The organism is Mesorhizobium sp. P2_D5 (assembly GCF_056404355.1).
Map to the genome: position 1 here is coordinate 369,547 of NZ_JBFUEE010000004.1, position 16,587 is coordinate 386,133.

At 63.3% G+C, this 16,587-nt stretch carries 13 protein-coding genes; 6 read left to right on the top strand and 7 right to left on the bottom strand.

Annotation, left to right across the window (positions count from 1 at the left end):
• The first annotated feature begins 62 nt into the window (after positions 1-62).
• Entirely contained in the window at positions 63-617 is a 555-nt protein-coding gene (locus AC1DYW_RS19520) for a hypothetical protein (RefSeq protein WP_457150764.1), read from the top strand.
• Between the two features lie 77 nt (positions 618-694).
• Here AC1DYW_RS19520 and AC1DYW_RS19525 read toward each other — a convergent pair whose 3' ends face one another.
• Positions 695-961 carry a hypothetical protein gene (locus AC1DYW_RS19525; protein ID WP_095085087.1) on the bottom strand — a complete coding sequence of 89 codons (267 nt, stop codon included), beginning with the start codon at positions 959-961 and terminating at the stop codon, positions 695-697.
• Between the two features lie 247 nt (positions 962-1,208).
• Here AC1DYW_RS19525 and AC1DYW_RS19530 point away from each other — a divergent pair, with 247 nt between their 5' ends.
• Complete coding sequence (locus tag AC1DYW_RS19530) at positions 1,209-3,044, top strand: monovalent cation:proton antiporter-2 (CPA2) family protein (protein WP_457150765.1); 1,836 nt, start codon at positions 1,209-1,211, stop codon at positions 3,042-3,044.
• Between the two features lie 14 nt (positions 3,045-3,058).
• Complete coding sequence (locus AC1DYW_RS19535) at positions 3,059-3,604, top strand: DUF924 family protein (RefSeq protein WP_477227317.1); 546 nt, start codon at positions 3,059-3,061, stop codon at positions 3,602-3,604.
• A 28-nt stretch (positions 3,605-3,632) separates the two neighbouring features.
• On the opposite strand, the gene folK is transcribed toward AC1DYW_RS19535, so the two are convergent.
• Genes folK through folP form a run of 3 tightly spaced genes read right to left on the bottom strand, consistent with a single transcriptional unit; the run spans position 3,633 to position 5,343 of the window.
• Positions 3,633-4,145, bottom strand: a complete 513-nt coding sequence (folK, locus tag AC1DYW_RS19540; protein ID WP_457150767.1) for a 2-amino-4-hydroxy-6-hydroxymethyldihydropteridine diphosphokinase — start codon at positions 4,143-4,145, stop codon at positions 3,633-3,635.
• Complete coding sequence (gene folB / locus AC1DYW_RS19545; protein ID WP_095085091.1) at positions 4,129-4,488, bottom strand: dihydroneopterin aldolase; 360 nt, start codon at positions 4,486-4,488, stop codon at positions 4,129-4,131. Before folB ends, folK begins: the two co-directional genes overlap by 17 nt.
• Positions 4,489-4,491: 3 nt before the next feature.
• Positions 4,492-5,343, bottom strand: a complete 852-nt coding sequence (gene folP / locus AC1DYW_RS19550; protein WP_457150774.1) for a dihydropteroate synthase — start codon at positions 5,341-5,343, stop codon at positions 4,492-4,494.
• A gap of 119 nt (positions 5,344-5,462) precedes the next feature.
• On the opposite strand from folP, the gene AC1DYW_RS19555 reads away from it, so the two are divergent.
• Together AC1DYW_RS19555 and AC1DYW_RS19560 are read left to right on the top strand one after the other, a co-directional pair.
• Positions 5,463-6,101: a DUF922 domain-containing Zn-dependent protease gene (locus AC1DYW_RS19555; protein WP_457150768.1), complete on the top strand. Its 639-nt coding sequence runs from the start codon at positions 5,463-5,465 to the stop codon at positions 6,099-6,101.
• A gap of 217 nt (positions 6,102-6,318) precedes the next feature.
• A complete protein-coding gene (locus tag AC1DYW_RS19560; protein WP_457150769.1) occupies positions 6,319-7,797 on the top strand; it encodes an MDR family MFS transporter in 1,479 nt (492 codons plus the stop codon).
• Between the two features lie 33 nt (positions 7,798-7,830).
• Here the strand turns inward: AC1DYW_RS19560 and AC1DYW_RS19565 are convergent, their stop codons facing one another.
• The 3 genes from AC1DYW_RS19565 to AC1DYW_RS19575 all read right to left on the bottom strand — a co-directional run bounded on the left by AC1DYW_RS19565 (position 7,831) and on the right by AC1DYW_RS19575 (position 9,731).
• On the bottom strand, positions 7,831-8,859 hold the full coding sequence (locus tag AC1DYW_RS19565; protein WP_184873987.1) for an NAD(P)/FAD-dependent oxidoreductase: 1,029 nt from the start codon (positions 8,857-8,859) through the stop codon (positions 7,831-7,833).
• Positions 8,860-8,942: 83 nt separating this feature from the next.
• Entirely contained in the window at positions 8,943-9,263 is a 321-nt protein-coding gene (locus AC1DYW_RS19570; protein WP_095085095.1) for a 2Fe-2S iron-sulfur cluster-binding protein, read from the bottom strand.
• Positions 9,264-9,362: 99 nt separating this feature from the next.
• Positions 9,363-9,731, bottom strand: a complete 369-nt coding sequence (locus AC1DYW_RS19575; RefSeq protein WP_457150771.1) for an Hpt domain-containing protein — start codon at positions 9,729-9,731, stop codon at positions 9,363-9,365.
• Between the two features lie 271 nt (positions 9,732-10,002).
• Here AC1DYW_RS19575 and AC1DYW_RS19580 point away from each other — a divergent pair, with 271 nt between their 5' ends.
• Positions 10,003-16,485, top strand: a complete 6,483-nt coding sequence (locus AC1DYW_RS19580; RefSeq protein WP_477227318.1) for a kinesin — start codon at positions 10,003-10,005, stop codon at positions 16,483-16,485.
• The last annotated feature ends 102 nt before the right edge of the window (positions 16,486-16,587 follow it).

A 16,587-nucleotide genomic window follows, 5' to 3' on the forward strand; every position in this document is an offset into this window, starting at 1 on the left:
TAACCAATCTTGTTCATGGTCAGACGGGTTCCAAACAGCCTCTTTGTTGCCGGGTGTCGTCGATGAAAAGTGTAATTCTGTCCAGCGTCTTGCCCCTGGCAACCGCGATAACAGCACTCGTCGGCATCGCCGGGGCGGCTTCCGCCGCGGAGCCGGACAAGCAGTTCTTCCAGTCGGCCGAAGGCAAATGGATCGGACCCGGCGAAATCGTCGCCGGCAAGTACAAAGGCACCAAATTCAACTGCAGCTTCACCGGCTCGACGCCGGACGGCAAGGTCGGCATGACACTCGACGGCGGTTGCCGGGTCGGCATGTTCACCCAGCAAATGACGGCCACGATCGAGCGCAAGGGCCGCGAGGGCTACAAGGGCAGCTTCATGGGCGGCGCTACCGGTTCCGGCCTCGACATCATCGGCGGCAATGTCGTCGATGCCCGCAAGGTGGTCTTCACCATCAACCGCAACCAGCTGCGCGGCGTGATGCAGGCCCGCATCCCTGACGACAATTCGATGACGGTGACCATTGCGGTGCGTGTCGACGACCAGTTGGTGCCGGTGATCGGCATGAGCCTGAAGCGTGTCGATGCCATCGAAGTCGGCTCCATCGCGCCAAACTGAACAATCATAGATCTCTGAAAGCAAAAAGGCGGCGACCTAACGGTCGCCGCCTCGTTCAAACCGCTTCGATCCTGCGATTAGCCCTTGATCGCGGCCGTCACCTCGTCATACGCCTTGCAGGCGTCGGCCAATGTCGTGGTGCCCTGATATTTGGTTGTCACGGCCTGCACCTTGGCCGTCAGGTCAGCCGCCTTGGATGGGTCCTTGGTGATCGCTTCCTGTAGCGCGGCAGCCATGTCCTGCGCTTTCTTGGTTGCGATCTCGGCCGTGCACTCGGGCGCCTTCGAGCACGCCGAACCGGCCAGCACCGCCAGGCCGACGGCAACAAACAAAAACTTCTTCATGTCAGTCATCTCCTCAAAAGGGCTCGACTTGATCGTCGCTCACCCTCCAATGGCCGAAGCCGAGCGTCCTTAGCCTTCGATTGTGGCAAGATGCAACGCGTTCCCAACGTCAACTTGTGTAACGCGCCCGCAACATCGCCGGTGATCCGGATTCGGGCTGTTCGATCCCCACCGAAGCCCCTATCTTCGCCCCTTGTCAAAGAGACTTCGAAATCGGAATCGATCCTCAAACGAGCGGAATGGCGGCATGGCGGTAGAGGCATCGAGCAACGATCTGGTTCAGGTGGTGGCGCTGCTTGCAGCCGGCGTTGTCGCCGTTCCCATCTTCAAGCGCATGGGTCTCGGCTCGATTCTCGGCTATCTGGCCGCTGGTGTGGTGATTGGCCCGTTTGGCCTGCGCGTCTTTTCCGAATCGGAAGCCATTCTTCACGTCGCTGAGCTCGGCGTGGTGATGTTCCTGTTCATCATCGGACTGGAAATGCAGCCCTCGCGGCTGTGGGGCCTGCGCCGCGAGATCTTCGGCCTCGGTGCACTGCAGGTCGGCGTCTGCGCGGTCTTGCTGACCGCTGTTGGCGTGGCGGGAGGGTTTCCGATCTCGCAATCTTTCGTCGCCGGCGCCGGCTTCGTGCTGACCTCGACGGCGATCGTCATGCAGCTTCTGGAGGAACGCGGCGAAATCGCCGAGCCGAAAGGCCAGCGCATCGTCTCGGTGCTGCTGCTCGAGGACCTCGCCATCGTGCCGCTGCTGGCCCTGATCGCATTCCTGGCGCCCGGCGGCGCCGACACCAGCCTGGCGGAGCGCTTCACCGAGATAGGCATCGGCCTTGCCGCGATTGTCGGACTGGTGCTGGCTGGACGCTATCTGCTCAATCCGTTCTTCCGCATCCTGGCGGATGCCCGTGCCCGCGAGGTGATGACGGCTGCCGCCCTTCTGGTCGTCCTCGGATCGGCGCTCGCCATGCGGCTCAGCGGCCTGTCGATGGCGATGGGTGCATTCCTGGCCGGCGTGCTGCTGTCGGAATCGACCTTCCGGCATCAGCTCGAAGCCGACATCGAACCCTTTCGCGGCATCCTGCTCGGCCTGTTCTTCCTTGCCGTCGGCATGTCGCTCGACCTGCATGTGGTGGTCGCGAACTGGCGGCTGGTTGCCATCTATGTCGTCGCCTACATGGTGATGAAGGCGCTCGGCATCTACATCGTCGCGCGGGTCCTGAAAACCCGCCATCGCGAAGCGTTGGAGCGTGCGGTCTTCATGGCGCAAGGCGGCGAATTCGCCTTCGTCCTTTATTCGGCCGCCGCCGCGGTCGGCATCATCGACAACCGGGCCAACGCGACGCTAACGGCGATCGTCATCATCTCGATGGTGCTGACGCCGCTGGCGATCATCGCCTTGCGGTATCTCACACCGCGCGACGAGCAGTCGCTCGACGGGGTCGAGATTGCCGATGGCCTGACCGGCAGCGTGCTGATCATCGGCTTCGGCCGCTTCGGCCAGATCGCCAGTCAGCCGCTGCTCCTGCGCGGCATCGACGTCTCGATCATCGACAACGATGTCGAAATGATCCAGGCGGCGGCCGATTTCGGCTTCAAGGTCTATTATGGCGATGGCACGCGGCTGGACATCCTGCATGCGGCCGGGGCTGGCCGCGCGCGCGCCGTGCTGATCTGCGTCGACAAGCCGGATGTGGCCGTTCGCATCGCCCAGCTGATCAAGGCCGAATTTCCACTGCTCACTGTGCTCGCCCGGGCTTTCGACCGCGGCACGGCGCTGCAGCTCATTCGTGCCGGCGTCGACTTCCAGCTGCGCGAAACCTTCGAATCGGCGTTGGTTTTCGGCGGCTCGGCGCTGGAATCGCTCGGCGTCGATCCAGAAGACGTGGCAGAGGTGATCGAGGATGTGCGGCGCCGTGATACCGCCCGTTTCGAAACCCAACTCGCCGAAGGTGTTCGTGCCGGACAACGCTTCCTGAGGGGCAATATCGGCACGCCCATTCCCACGCCCCTCACCCAGCCGCGCCGTACCGGCCAGGCACTCAATGAAGAGACGGCCGGTGTTTTGCACAAATCAGAACCCGCGGATTGAACAAGGAATTATGCATGGAATTGGACAGCAGGGCCCTGTCGGTCACCAAATTCTGGCGCGACGCAGGCGAGGATGCATGGTTCGAGAAGAACGAGGCTTTCGATGCCGACTTCCGCAACCGCTTTCTCGATCTCCACTATGCCGCCGCGCGGCGTGAATGCGACGACTGGTCGGCACACGCCGAAGGCTCGCTGGCGTTGATGATCCTGCTCGACCAGTTTCCGCGGAACTGCTTTCGCGGCACCGGCCATATGTGCGCGACCGATCCGTTGGCGAAGTATTTTGCTCAAAAGGCCGTCGCGGCCGGCCATGATCTGGCACTGGAACCTGAAGTCCGCGTGTTCCTGTATTTGCCGTTCGAGCATTCGGAAAACCTTGCCGACCAGGAGGTGTCGGTCGAGCTGCACAAGGCCAAAGCCGAGTTCAACCTGAAATATGCGCTCGAGCACCGCGACATCATCTGGAATTTTGGCCGTTTTCCGCACCGAAACAGGATGCTTGGCCGCGAGACCACACCCCAGGAGCAGGCGTTCATGGATGGCGGCGGCTTCTCCGGTTAGAAGCTCCTGCTGTCGCCCCGCCCGGGCATCAGACCAGCCACCAATCCCGGCCGGACGGCAATCGCTCGATACCGGAAGTGTCGACCGCGACCAGCCGGTCCGCGACGCTGCGGCCACCGACAACCAGGCCCGGCGCGATCTCCGCCAGCGGCGCCAGCACGAAGGCGCGTTCCAGCATGCGCGGATGCGGCACTTCCAGTCCGGTCTCGTGAATGACGCAGTCGCCGAACACCAGAATGTCGATGTCGATCAGCCGCGGTCCCCAGCGCTCCTCGCGCACCCGCTTCAGTCTGCGCTCGGCATCCAGACAGAGGTCGAGCAAGGCTCGCGGCACCAGTCCGGTGGAAATTTCGGCAGCCGCATTGAGAAAATCCGGCTGATCGAGCTTACCCCAGGGCGGTGTGCGATAGAGCGAGGATACGCCGGTGACGCGCGTATCTGCGTCGGCATCCAGCATGCGCAGCGCCGCGCCCATCGATTTCGCCGGGTCGCCAAGATTGCCGCCAAGGCTGAGATAGACCGTGCTATTCGGGCCAGACAACGGTCACCTCGACGTAATCGATCACACCGGGGACCGGAGCGTTTGGCTTGCGCACCGTGATCTCGGCTTTTTTGATCTGCGGAAAACGCGCCGTCAGTGCACGGGCGACCTCGAGTGCCAGGGATTCGATCAGAAAGCGGCGCTGTCCCGTGATGATCTTTTCGATCTCCGTGAAAGCGATACCGTAGTTGACCGTATCCTCGATGGAATCATCAACAAGCGCCCGGCCGGGATCGACGGTGAGAGCGGCATCGACATAGAAGCGCTGGCCGAGCCTTTCCTCCTCGTCCAGCACGCCGTGCCGGGCAAAGAACGCGCAATTCTTCATGCGGATGACATACATCGCTCAGTTTCTCGCCTGGTCGCTTTGACGCGCCAGCATAGCATCTGCGAGCGCCAGCGCGTCCACGTTGAATGCGACATCATGGACGCGAAACAGATCGGCGCCCTTGAGCCGCAGGATGACGCTGGTCGCCGCCGTTCCGACACCCCTGCCGGCCGCGTCGCGGCCGGTGACGGTGCCGATGAAGCGCTTGCGCGAGGTACCGGCCATCAGCGGCAAGCCAAGTGCACTGAGCTCGGAGAAGCGCGCCATCAGATCGAGATTTTCCTCCGCCGTCTCCTTGGCGAAGCCGAATCCGGGATCGAGCACGATATGGTCGTCGGCGATGCCATGCTGGCGGGCGATTTCCAGCGATTTTCGCAGGAACGCCAACTGATCGGCAATCACGTCGGGCAGCTTCTCGCGGCCCCGCCCGGTATGCATGATGACAAGCCCGGCGCCGGTGTCGGCGGCGACACGGGCAATGTCGGGCTCGCGCTGCAACCCCCAGACATCGTTGACGATGTGTGCGCCGGCGGCCACCGCGAGCCGGGCGGTGTCGGCGCGGTAGGTATCGACCGAAATCAGCACCCCGCCGGCGCTCGCCAGCGCTTCGATCACCGGCAGGATGCGGGCCTGTTCGTCGCTCGCCGATATCGCGGCGGCGCCCGGGCGGGTCGATTCCCCGCCGACATCGACGACCAGTGCTCCTTCCCCCATCATGCGCCGTGCCTGGGCCAACGCCTTTTCGGGAGCGTCGAACAGTCCGCCGTCGGAAAAACTGTCGGGGGTGACGTTGAGTATGCCGACGACCACGGCTTTGCCGCCAAGGTCGAGATGGCGTCCATGCGCCAACTGCCATCGCCTAGCCGTCATTTGCTCAGCAACCATGGGCTCATCAATCAAGAGGCTCATCAACGATGTGTGATCCGCTGCGGATCAATTCCGTTGCGCTGGCAACGGCCGTAAAGCAAGGTGGTCGAAGAGGCAACTTGATGAACCGATCCATGCTTGGCGTGAAACCATCCCTGCTCTGTGCGCTGCTGCTTGCCGCCACTGCCGTCCCGGCTGGTGCGGCCAATCTCGTCAAGACGTACAGCTATTTCGCCATTGGCGGCAGCACCCTCGACGACATCGAGGCACAACTCTCCAAACGCGGGCCGGAGGTCAAAAGCACGGGCACGCGGCACCCGGGCGCCACCCAGATGGCCTTCACCACCCGCATCAGCTATGCCAAGACTTCGAACTCCTGCCGGATCGCCGACGCGGTTGTGACCGTCAAGGTGAAGGTGATCCTTCCCGAATGGCGCCGCCCGCGCAAGGCCGATGCCGATGTTAGGCTGTTCTGGGACACGCTGGCCGCCGACATCAGACGCCATGAAGAGCGCCATGTCGAAATTGCCAAGAACCATGGCCGGGAACTCGAAGAGGACCTGAAAGCCACCTACCCGCAAAGGAATTGCGACGCTGCCAAGGCCAAGGCCGCCGAAATCACCGCGGCAGTTCTGGCCAGGCATGACCGTGCGCAGCTGCAGTTCGACCGTGTCGAAAGCGTCAATTTCGAAAGCCGCATCCTGAGGCTGCTGCGCTATCGCATCGAACGCATCGAGAGGGGTCAGCTGCCACCGGCTTGACTCGGAAACCAGCGGCGCCGGCGAAAGCCAAATCCACCGAAGCGTAGTGCCAGCCTCGAAAAACTTTCGGGCGCCTGTCGAAATCGGCCTATTACGGAACGACATATAGCAGGGCTCGCCAGGCGCGGGCTTCAAAACGCCAATGCGATCAAAACGGTCAAAGGGACCGGAACGGCCGGACAGTGCCGGTCAATCGCAAGCTTACGGATGAACGATCATGGATCAGGCTGTCGACAAGCCAACGATGGTGGAAGCCGGCGTGCCACTGAGCGAAGCCGAAAAGAACGCCATCATCGCCGGTGTGCTCCTGTCAATGCTGCTGGCGGCACTCGATCAGACCATCGTGGCGCCTGCCATGCCGACCATCGGGCATGCGCTCGGCCATGCGCAATACCTGCCGTGGATCGTCACCGGTTACCTCTTGACCGCGACCGCCATGGCACCGCTCTACGGCAAGATTTCCGACGTCTATGGCCGCCGGCCCACCGTTTATGCGGCGATCCTGATCTTTCTGCTGGGTTCGCTGGTCAGCGCCATGGCGCCCAACATGTTCGTGCTGGTTGTCGGGCGGGCCATCCAGGGCGCCGGTGGTGGCGGCCTCTTCACCTTGACGCAGACTGTCATCGGCGACCTCGTTCCGCCACGCGAACGGGCGCGCTACGCTGCCTGGATCTCCGGCACCTGGGCTGTCGCCAGCATCGCCGGGCCACTGCTCGGCGGCACTTTCGCCGAACATCTGCACTGGTCGCTGATTTTCTGGATCAACATTCCGCTCGGCCTGCTGGCCATGGCGATCATCAACAACCCGCTCAAGAAGCTGCCTATTGCCGCAAAGCAGCATCGCATCGACGCCCTCGGCGCGCTGCTGCTTGTCGTGGCCACGGCATTGCTGTTGTTGGCGCTGAACTGGGGCGGCAGCGAATATCCATGGCTGTCGCGCGAAATTCTTGGGCTGCTCGCCGTCTCGGTGGTTTTCTGGGTGGCATTTGCCTTGCGGCTGCTGCGCGCGGCCGAACCACTCATCTCGCTTGAAGTGCTGAGCAACCCGATCGTTCTCGCCGGCACATCGTCGATGTTCCTCTTGCAGGCCGCCAACATAGGTCTGGCGGTCTATCTGCCTGTCTATCTGCAGTCGATTGTCGGCCTCTCGGTCAGCGAGTCGGGTCTGGCGATGCTGGGCCTTCTCCTCGGCACTGTGGCCGGCGCCACGTTCAGCGGACGCACAATACCGCGCTTCGTCCACTACAAGCGGATCGCGATGGTCGGCGTGTTCTTCTCGATCCTATGTCTCGGACTGCTTGCCCTGGTTGCCGGGCACGCCTCGCTGCTGGTCGTCGAGGTCCTTACGATCTGCATCGGCCTGGGCAGCGGAACCACCTTCCCGGTCGCCACCGTATCGGTTCAGAATGCTGTCGATCGCGCGCACCTTGGCGTCGCTACCGGCGTTCTGACCTTCCTGCGCTCGCTGGGCAGCGCGCTCGGCGTCGCCATGCTCGGCGCTGTCGCACTTGGCTACGGCCTGCCGCTTGCCGGTGAAGGCACGCTTGCCGTCGGACAGGTTATTTCAGTGGTGCCCTTCGTGATGATCTTCCTTGTAGCCGCGGTAACGCTGCTGCTGGCGCTGATCACACTCGGCCTGATGCCGGAAAAGCCACTTCGCGGCCAGGCCGACCATGCGCCGGTGATGGCGGAATAGAAGCGGTCGGCGAAGCCGAGCCGATCCAGCGGCTCAGTCGACGACGCCGAGCTTCTTCTGCAGGCTGGTCGATGAGGTCGTGTACTGGAACACGATGCGTTCGCCGGGGCTGATGATGCGCTTGGCCGCCTGCGCCATCAGCGCCACCTCGTGGAAGCCCGACAGGATCAGCTTCAGCTTGCCGGGATACCAGTTGATGTCGCCGACCGCGAAGATGCCGGGCACCGATGTCTGGAACTTCTCGGTATCGACCGGAATGAGGTTCTCGTGAAGATTGAGCCCCCATTCCGCGATCGGCCCGAGCTTCATGGTCAGGCCGAAGAACGGCAACATGCGCGTGCAAGGCACTTCGACATCGCCGTCCGGTCCCTTGATGACAGCCGATGATAGCTGGCCGTCGGCGCCGGTCAGTCCGGTCACTTGCCCGACCTGGAAATCCAGCTGCTTCATCTCTTGCATGGCATACATCTTGTTGACGCTGTCGGGTGCGGCGCGGAATTCGGGCCGCCGGTGCACCAGCGTCACGCTCTTGGCCACCGGTTGCAGGTTGAGCGTCCAGTCGAGCGCCGAATCGCCGCCGCCGACAATGACAAGGTCGTGGCCGCGAAAATCTTCCATCCTGCGTACCGAGTAGAAGACGCTCTTGCCTTCATAGGGTTCGATGCCCGGGATCGGCGGCCGCTTGGGCTGGAAGGAACCGCCGCCGGCGGCAATCACCACGACCTTGGCCTCGAACACCTCATTCTCGTCGGTGGTGACGCGAAAGCTGCCGTCCTCCAGCTTTTCCAGGCTGGAAACCATGCGGTTGTAGGTGAAGTCAGGCTTGAACGGCGCGATCTGCTCGAGCAGTTTGTCGACCAGTCCCTGCGCCGAGATCGAAGGCCAGCCTGGAATGTCGTAGATCGGCTTTTCCGGATAGAGTTCCGCGCATTGGCCGCCCGGCCGGTCGAGGATGTCGATCAGGTGGCACTTCATGTCGAACAGACCGAGTTCGAACACGGCAAACAGGCCGACCGGCCCTGCCCCGACAATGAGGACGTCTGTCTTGGTGATGTCGGTCATGCGGTGTGCCTCGCTGCGGAACCCGAGTGACACTGCATGAGCAATCCGCCGCTGCCAAGCAGCAGCCGGCAAAAATCAGTGTCTCAGCCCTGGCGGGCCGGCACCCGCACGACCAGACCGTCAAGCGCGTCGCGCACCTTGATCTGGCACGACAGCCGCGAGTTCGGCTGAACGTCGTAGGCGAAGTCCAGCATGTCCTCTTCCATCGCTTCCGGCTCGCCGACTTGCGCCGTCCATGCCTCGTCGACATAGACGTGGCAGGTCGCGCAGGCGCAGGCGCCGCCGCATTCCGCCTCGATCCCCGGAACCGCGTTGCGGATCGCGTTCTCCATGACCGTCGAGCCGTTCTCGGCGTCCATGTCGAATTGTGTGCCGTCATGGGCGATGAAAGTCAGCTTTGTCATTTGTCACCTGAAGGGAGTCTCAGCCGAGATAATCACTCCGGCTGACAAGTCAACTGCGCGCGAAAGCGCCGCTCGGTGACGTTTTTCCGCAAACCGGGTTCAGCGGCTGATGGCGGCGATGAAATCGCGCACTTCGTCGATCAACGCTCCAAGCCGCCCGAGCGTCTGGTTGTCTTCCGGCCGGTGCTCGATCTCGGTGGCGCAATCGGCGATGGCAAAGGCACCGACACCGCGTGCCGACCCCTTCAGCCCATGCGCCAGCAGAAGCCGGTCCTTGATGTCGGCATCGACTATTTTCTCGCGCACCGACAGGGCCTGTTGTACAAACAGCGCCAGCACCTCTTGCTCGAGGCTGCGGTCGCCCATGGTCTGGCGGGCAAGGTGTGCCAAATCGACCGGCCGTGACCGCCTAGGTCCGGATACGTCGCCCCCGGGCATTGAGAAGGCAATGCCGCTTTCGCCACGCATGAACTCGAACTCCGTTTCTTCGATCGCCCGAAAAACTAGGCGATTCCAGTGGACAACGAGTTAATGAGTGGCCTGGAAAAATGTTGCGAAAGCGGCGCCGAAATCACGCTTCCGTTAACCTTATATTTAAAGTTTTACGTATCTCGCGGAATGCATGTTTTCTTTACCCCCCTGTGTCATTACGATACGAGGGGTCCATTTTCAGCCTCCTGCGCGGGGTACGATAAAAACACAATTATAAGCCCGCGGCAGCTAGTACAGGGTAGAAGGCATGGCAAAGAAAACAACGACGACGAGAACTCTCGACAACGATGTGGCCAGGGAACTGGAAAAGGCGCTTGATCTAGACCTCAGCAGCGATGCCGGCGACGGCGACCTCGACATCGCGGCTTCGATGGAAGATCTGGAAGCGCAGATATCACAGGCCGCCGACGAACTGGCGCGCGAGGGGCGCAACGACAAGCCGGCGCCGGCGGTCAATCAGAGTCATGCCGCGCAAAGTGAGGCCGCGAAACCCGCGCCCCAGCCCAAGCCCGCCGAGTTGCGCCCCGTCGAAACACGCAATGGTGCCCAGCCCGCCGGTTTCGCGCCGGCCAACGACGATCGCCAGAAGGACTACAAGACGCTCTTGCACAGCCTCAACAGGCGTGCCTCGAACACCATTTACTGGGTCGTTGCCTTCGTCTCGCTCGCCTGGTTCGCCGGTGCAGGCGGTCTGGCCAACCTCCTCTTCGGACCGAGCATCTGGAGAATCCGCACGCTCGACCAGTTTCTTGCCCGTCCCGAACTGATCGGTCTGGCGGTTGCGGCGATTGTGCCCGTCATCCTGTTCTGGGCCTTCGCGGCGATGATCCGCCGCGCCCAGGAAATGCGCATTGCCGCCCAGTCGATGACCGAAGTGGCCTTCCGCCTGACCGAGCCGGAAAACCTTGCCCAGGATCGCGTCATGATGATCGGCCAGGCCGTTCGTCGCGAGGTCGCCGCCATGGGCGAAGGCATCGAGCGCACGCTTGCCCGCGCCGTCGAACTGGAAACGCTGGTCCACAGCGAGGTCAACCAGATCGAGCGCTCCTATTCGGAGAACGAATCCCGCATCCGTTCGCTGGTCGACGGGCTCGGCAGTGAACGTGAAGCCGTCGTCAGCCATGCCGAGCGCGTCCGCGCCTCTATCACCGGCGCGCATGAGACGCTGAAGGACGAGATCGGCGCCGCCTCCGACATCATCCGCGACAGCATCCTCAATGCGTCTACCAAGCTGTCGATGACGATCACCAATTCCGGCGACACGCTCATCGACCGCATCAATGAAAGCTCGTTGTCGATCTTCGATTCGGTGGAAGGCCGGCTCGATACAATCACCGACAAGCTGTCGACCTCGGGCGAGGCCTTCGCCAGCCTTCTCGACACCCGCATAGCCAAACTGACCGACACCACCGACGGCCTGACACGGTCGTTGACCGATCTCCTCGACGATCGCACCACCGGCATGGTGTCTCTGCTCGGCGGTGCCGCGCGCACCCTCAATTCCGAGTTCGAGGCCAGCCTCAACGGCATCGAGCGGACGCTCGCAGAACGCGGCCAGGCGCTGATCAGCGAGTTCCAGACCCGCGCCGAGGCGCTGGACACCGGAACGCAGAAGCTCAACGCGGCGCTTGAGGCCCGCGCCCGCCAGATCAATGAGACGCTGGTCGAGCGTGCCCGCGAAATCGCGCACACCTTTGCCGAGAGCAAGGACACGCTGTCGGCGATGATCGATCAGGGTAAGACCCAGATCGGCACCGATATGGCCGACATCGTCACCTCGACCTCCTCCATGCTCGAAGCCCGCGCCAGCGACTTCGCCGGCCGTATGGAAGCCGCGCGTCATGTCGTATCGCGTTCGTTCGATAGCGACATTCAGCGGCTTGCCGACGCCCGCGCAGGAATCGAGGAAGCCGTCGAAAACCACAGCCGCAAGCTTTCGGAAAGCCGCGATCGCATGGCCGAGGCCATGCAGGCCGACCTGGCGAAGTTCGACGAAGGCCGCGCCGGCATTGATGCCGCGGTGACCAACCAGGTGCAGAAGCTGGCCGAAGGCCGCAGCCTGATCGCGCGCGCCCTCGAGGAGGATCTGCGCAAGGTCAACGAATCGCGGGCGGCCATCGATGCGTCGCTCGGCGGCCATCTTGAAAGGCTGGAAGAAGGCCGCAACAGGCTCTCCGCCGCCTTGAACGAAGACTCCGGGAAACTGGTACAAGCTCGTACAATCATTGATGAAATGGTTGCTGGACACGTCGGCAAGCTTGCCGAGGGCCGCAGCATCCTGTCGCGCGCGTTGGAAGCCGATCTCGGCAAATTGTCCGACAGCCGCGCCAGCATCGACGGTCTCGTCGCCGGCCAGGTCGAGAAGATCGCCGAGGGTCGCGCCGTGCTCGCCAAGGCACTGGAAAACGACATCAGCGGCATCAAGAGCCTGATCGAAGCCCATTCCGCCAAGCTGGCGGACGACCGCACGCAGCTTTCCCAGTCGCTCGACAACGATCTGTCCAGCATACGCGGCCTGATCGACAGCCATGCGGGACGGCTGGTCGAGGATCGCAGCCTGCTGTCGCAGACGCTCGAGGCCGACCTTGCCAAATTGGCCGAAAGCCGATCGAGCATCGATGGCTTGGTTGCCGGCCAGGTCGAGAAGCTCGCCGAAGGCCGCGACATTCTCAAGCGGGCGCTGGAATCCGATCTGAACACGATCAAGGGCGTCATTGCCAGCCAGTCGGAAAGGCTCGCCGAGGATCGCGGGCAGCTTTCGCGGGTGCTGGAAGCCGACCTGCAGAATGTGAACAGCGTCATCGCCGACCACATGAACAAGCTCGTTCAGGATCGTTCGACCTTGTCGAAGGCGCTTGAAGATGACCTCGCCAAGCTGGCGGAGAGCCGCTCCAGCATCGACGGGCTGGTCGCCGGTCAGGTCGAGAAGTTGTCGGAAGGCCGCAACATTCTGCGGCGTGCGCTGGAAGCCGACCTCAATGCGATCCAGAGCACCGTTGCCGACCAGTCGCAGAAACTGGTCGATGACCGGGCACAGTTCGCCCGTGCGCTCGAGGTCGATCTCGAAAGCGTCAACAGCATGGTCAACAGCCACTCCGAACGGCTCGCCCAGGATCGTTCGACGCTGTCGAAGGCACTCGAGGCTGATCTCGAAAACGTCAGTGGCCTGGTAGGCAGCCATGCGGAACGGCTTGTCGGAGAGCGCTCGACCCTGTCCAAGGCGCTCGAAGACGATCTAGCCAAGCTGGCCGAAAGCCGCTCCAGCATCGACGGGCTGGTTGCCGGTCAAGTCGAGAAGCTGTCGCAAGGCCGCGATATCCTGCGGCGCGCGCTGGAAGCCGACCTCAATGCGATCACGAGCACCGTTGCCGACCAGTCGCAGAAACTGGTCGATGACCGGGCGCAGTTCGCCCGGGCACTCGAGGCTGATCTCCAAAACGTCAGCGGGCTGGTGAACAGCCATTCGGAAAGACTTGTCGGCGAGCGCTCGACCCTGTCGAAGGCGCTCGAAGACGATCTCGCCAAGCTGGCGGAAAGTCGCTCCAGCATCGACGGACTGGTGGCCGGCCAGGTCGAGAAACTCGCCGAAGGCCGCGATATCCTCAAGCGTGCGCTAGAGGCCGACCTGCAGAAGCTTTCCGCAAGCCGCAGCGACATCGACGACATCATCGCAGGACATGTCGGCAAGCTGTCGGAAGGCCGCAACATGCTGGCTCGCGCGCTGGAAGACGATCTTGGCAAGCTCGCCGAGACCCGCCAGGAGGTCGACCGCTCGCTGTCGGGCCATATCGACCAGATCGCCGCCAGGAGCACCGATATCTCTGCCGCGATCGCTGCCGATGTCGAGAAGATCGAGCAGGCGTTCAGCCGCCAGACCGGCGTCATCGAGGAGCGCGCCGGCACCATGGAGCGTGCGCTCTCGACAGGCGTCGACAACGTCCGAGCCGTGCTCGAGAAGAGTGCGGTCTTCGTAGCCGGCGCGTTGCGCGAAAAGGTCCTCGAAGTCACCAGCACGCTGCACGAGCAGGCCGGTGCCGCGTTCAGCGACGCCGACCGCAAGATCGCCGAGCGCGCCGAGCAGACCTCCGCCGCCCTGCTGGCGAGGGCCGAAGACATCGCCCGCACCTTCGAGGAAGCCGATCGACGCCTCCACACCCGTGCGGAAGATACGTCGAACGCCTTGCTTGCCCGTGCGGATGACACCTCCAGCTCCTTGCTGGCCCGCGCCCATGAAACCGCTGACCAGCTGGCCGCTCGTGCAAGCGAGATCGCCGGTACCTTCGACGTGGCGGACCGGAAGATCGCCGCCCGCGCCCAGGAAACCGCCGATCAGCTTACCGCCCGGGCTCAGGACACCGCCGACCATATGGCTGCCCGTGCCAGCGAGATCGCCGGCGCATTCGATGCGGCAGACCAGAAATTGGTCGCGCGCGCTGTCGAAACCGCACAGTCGCTGGCCGCCCGCGCCGGCGACATCCTGCGCAACTTCGAAGGCGCCGATCAGCGGCTCGGTATGCGCATCGGCGAATCGGCCGAGGCGCTTGCCGCACGTGCATCCGATCTCGGCCGTATCTTCGATGCCGCGGACCAGCAATTGGTCGCGCGCATCGCCGAAGGTTCGGAAGCGCTGTCGAGCCGTGCGTCGGAAATCGGTCGCATCTTCGACGAAGCCGATCAGCGTCTGGTGTCGCGCATCGCCAGCAGCTCGTCGACGATCGGAGAGCATGCCGAGACCATCGTCGGCGCCTTTACCGACACCGAGCAGAGGGTCGCCGAACGTGCAAGGCGGACCGGTCAGGAAATGGCCGTGCATGCCCGTGAAATCGAACAGGCGCTTACCGGCGCCGACGAGCGGCTCGCATCGAGCGCGGCGGCTGCGGCTGCCCGTGTTGAAGAGCAGGTCTCAGGCGTCGAGAACCGCCTCGCCTACACGGCCGAGACGATGGGCCAAAGGATCAACGAGCAGGTGGCGAATGCCGAGGCGCAACTCGTCTCGCGCGCCAATGTTATCGCGGAGACCTTCACCGCGGTTGGCCAGCATATCGGCCAGAGCACCAACGACGCCGCCAAGACGATCGGCGCCAACACCCGCGAGCTCAACACCATGCTCGCGGCGCGTTCGGCCGAAATGTCGAAGATCCTAGACGAAACCGCGCGGCCGCTGGTCGAGCGCTTCGCCCAAGGCGGCTCGGAACTGCAAAAGAGTATGGAAGAGGTCACCGAACGCGCCACCGAGAAGCTGCGTAGCGAGAATGCCGCACTTGTCAACGCGCTCGCCAACCGCACCGCCGAGACCTTGTCGGCGGTCGAAGGCGCCCGCTCGTCGCTGTCCGACAGCGTCGCCGATCTCATTGGCCGCATGACCACGTCCAGCTCGCAGCTCGGTCAGTTGATCGAGCAGGCCGCGGTCAATCTCGGCCAGGTCGACGAACGTCTGAGCGGCAGCACGCAAAGCTTCGCCGCCACCACCGAGAAGGCCGCGCAAACCTTCGCCAGCTCGGCACGGCTGGTCGATTCGAACACGACAAGGCTGACGGAACTGTCGTCGTCCACCTTGCGCGAGGTCGCTTCGATCGCCACCAAGTTCGACGAACACAGCCGCCTGCTGGTCAGCGCCTCGGACCTGCTGAGCTCGGCCCAGAGCAACCTCGAGCACACGCTCGAAAGGCAGTCGTCGCTCGAGGATCTCGCCGTTGGCCTTGTCAAGAAGTCGGAAGATCTCGAAAGGATCATGCGCTCGTTCGAAAATCTCGTCGGCCAGACGCTGCAGAACGCCGAGGGCAAGACCATGGAGTCGGCCGACAAGATCCGCAACGCCATCACCGATGTCGTCGATTCGGCGACCAAGCGCTTCGCCGATGCGACCGAAGAGATGCGGCGCACCGCGGGCTCGATCAAGAGCGAGCTCGACCTTACCCGCGCCGAGCTCAAGAAGGGCGTCATCGAGATGCCGGAAGAGGCAAAGGAATCGACCTCGGCCATCCGCCGCGCCGTTTCCGAGCAGATCAACGCCCTGAAAGAGCTTTCGGAGATCGTTGCGAAGTCCGGTCGCGGCGGCGGCGATGCCGCCGAGCAACGCAATCTTCGCCCGACACCGCAAGCGCCGGCCGCACGCCCTGCCGAGCCACCACGGCGTGCACCACCGGCACCGCAGCCGGAGCTGCGCACACCCCAGGCGCCGTTGGGCGGCGCTCCACTGCGCGGCACGCTCGACCTGGAGCGTCCGGCCGAGGCGGCACCGCGCCCGCGTGTTGAAGCCGGCGCCCGTACACCACAGGGCGGCTGGGTGCGCGATCTCCTGACCGGGGCATCGCGCGAAGAGGACGCCAGGCCGGCAACGCCCGCGGAAGCACCGCGTGCGGCTCCTGCCCAGCGCTCACCGCTGCATGTCGTGGAATCGCTGAACTCGCTCTCCGTCGACATCGCGCGTGCCATCGACCACGATGCTTCGATCGAACTGTGGAACCGCTACCGGCGTGGCGAGCGTGACGTGTTCACGCGGCGGCTCTACACGCTGAAGGGCCAGCAGACGTTCGACGAGATCCGTCGCAAGTATCAGGCGGAGGCCGAGTTCCGCACCGCCGTCGACCGCTACTGCGACGATTTCGAGAAGCTGCTCAAGGATGTCTCGCGCAACGACCGCGACAACATCATGGCGCAGACCTACCTGACGTCGGACACCGGCAAGGTCTACACCATGCTGGCCCATGCAAGCGGCCGCCTGCATTAAGGGCGGGACAGCAAAACAGAAAGGGCGACCTGCCCTTTCTGTTTGAAGCCAATCCTGAAAAGATCGTTTGGAATGTCGCCAATCTCGCGATTTGGTTGGATG

Coding starts and splice junctions, on each gene's coding strand:
- AC1DYW_RS19565 (WP_184873987.1), bottom strand. CDS start 8,859: ATGACCGACATCACCAAGACAGACGTCCTCATTGTCGGGGCAGGGCCG.
- AC1DYW_RS19530 (WP_457150765.1), top strand. CDS start 1,209: ATGGCGGTAGAGGCATCGAGCAACGATCTGGTTCAGGTGGTGGCGCTG.
- AC1DYW_RS19560 (WP_457150769.1), top strand. CDS start 6,319: ATGGATCAGGCTGTCGACAAGCCAACGATGGTGGAAGCCGGCGTGCCA.
- AC1DYW_RS19555 (WP_457150768.1), top strand. CDS start 5,463: ATGAACCGATCCATGCTTGGCGTGAAACCATCCCTGCTCTGTGCGCTG.
- folB (WP_095085091.1), bottom strand. CDS start 4,488: ATGTATGTCATCCGCATGAAGAATTGCGCGTTCTTTGCCCGGCACGGC.
- AC1DYW_RS19570 (WP_095085095.1), bottom strand. CDS start 9,263: ATGACAAAGCTGACTTTCATCGCCCATGACGGCACACAATTCGACATG.
- AC1DYW_RS19520 (WP_457150764.1), top strand. CDS start 63: ATGAAAAGTGTAATTCTGTCCAGCGTCTTGCCCCTGGCAACCGCGATA.
- AC1DYW_RS19575 (WP_457150771.1), bottom strand. CDS start 9,731: ATGCGTGGCGAAAGCGGCATTGCCTTCTCAATGCCCGGGGGCGACGTA.
- AC1DYW_RS19525 (WP_095085087.1), bottom strand. CDS start 961: ATGAAGAAGTTTTTGTTTGTTGCCGTCGGCCTGGCGGTGCTGGCCGGT.
- AC1DYW_RS19580 (WP_477227318.1), top strand. CDS start 10,003: ATGGCAAAGAAAACAACGACGACGAGAACTCTCGACAACGATGTGGCC.
- AC1DYW_RS19535 (WP_477227317.1), top strand. CDS start 3,059: ATGGAATTGGACAGCAGGGCCCTGTCGGTCACCAAATTCTGGCGCGAC.
- folP (WP_457150774.1), bottom strand. CDS start 5,343: ATGACGGCTAGGCGATGGCAGTTGGCGCATGGACGCCATCTCGACCTT.